This is a genomic window from Pseudomonas sp. GM48, from assembly GCF_000282335.1.
Lineage (GTDB): Bacteria > Pseudomonadota > Gammaproteobacteria > Pseudomonadales > Pseudomonadaceae > Aquipseudomonas.
Map to the genome: position 1 here is coordinate 1 of NZ_AKJM01000174.1, position 1,110 is coordinate 1,110.

Consider the following 1,110-nt stretch of genomic DNA (forward strand, 5'->3'; position numbering starts at 1 on the left):
CCGGCCCCACCCCGGTTTTGCTGCCCCAGGGTTGCCAGTCAATGGCTGGCGCAGCCACAGGCGGTGCACTGCCGATGTATGCATGCAACGGTCGCAAACCGTATTGCTGCTGCAAGGCACGCACCGCTGGCAGGTCCTCGGCGTTTTTCAGGCCCGTTCTCCCAAGCACCATGACGATTTCGGTTTCACTGCGCAGCACGGCCTTGACGCCGTCCGGTGTCGGGCCTTGCCAGTCGGGTCCGGCGATCAGGTAATTCCCCGCATCGCGACCGGTGCTGAGCACGCCGACATAGGCAAAGTTGTGGGTGTACTGGTCGACCAGTTGAAGCACGTAATAGCGGTCGTCAGGCACGGCCGGCACACTCAACACCTGCGGCTCGCTGCGCAGGTCAAGCCACGCCCAGGAGTACGGCGTGTCGTTGTTCGGCGTGACGATTTCGCGGTTGTTCGGGGTGTACAGCTGGCTGTAATGGCGAAAGCGATTGAAGCCGCCGACGTACTCCGGCGCGGCCGGGTTGAGCGCCTGTTTTTCCATGGTCTGGTAATGCATGAGCATGGGGTACGCGTAAATCCACGCATCTTTGGCAATCTGCCGCAGGTCATCGAAATCAGCGGCCAACAACCAGCGTGGAAACATCAGACTTGCTCCCAACACTCCCATGCTGCCCAACACCCGGCGGCGACTGAAGATCATGTTCATGGCTCGATCCTCGCAATGGTCGGCAAACGATAACTGCCATCCAACGCCCCGCCTTTTGGCAAGTACAGGCGCAGCAATAAGTTGAACGGCCCCTCGGGAGTCGGCAGCCAGTTGCCCTGTGGCGCAGCCTTGGGCGCATCGGCTTGCAGGATCAGGGTCAAGCTGCCGTCGGCATCGTATTGTAGACCAGGGGTGCGGTCGCCCAAGGCATAACGCTGTATCGGGTTGGCCACCAGCAACTGGCTGGAGGCCGCGCGCACCTGTTCGCGACCGGCTTCGGCGCCCTGGGCGATGGCCGCGCTAGATAAACATCGGCACACACAGATCCCTGTGGGAGCGGGCTTGCTCGCGAAAGCGGAGTGTCAGCCAACAGAGATGTTGAATGATCAACCGCATTCGCGAGCAAGCCC

At 61.5% G+C, this 1,110-nt stretch carries 2 protein-coding genes; both read right to left on the reverse strand.

All coding sequences use genetic code 11. From position 1 onward, the window contains the following. Positions 1-700, reverse strand: a 700-nt coding sequence (locus tag PMI28_RS02280; protein ID WP_007992134.1) for a DUF1254 domain-containing protein, incomplete at its 3' end; no start/stop codon positions are given. Further along, on the reverse strand, positions 697-1,020 hold the full coding sequence (locus PMI28_RS02275; RefSeq protein ID WP_007992136.1) for a DUF1214 domain-containing protein: 324 nt from the start codon (positions 1,018-1,020) through the stop codon (positions 697-699). The genes PMI28_RS02275 and PMI28_RS02280, both read right to left, overlap by 4 nt. Between the last annotated feature and the right edge of the window lie 90 nt (positions 1,021-1,110).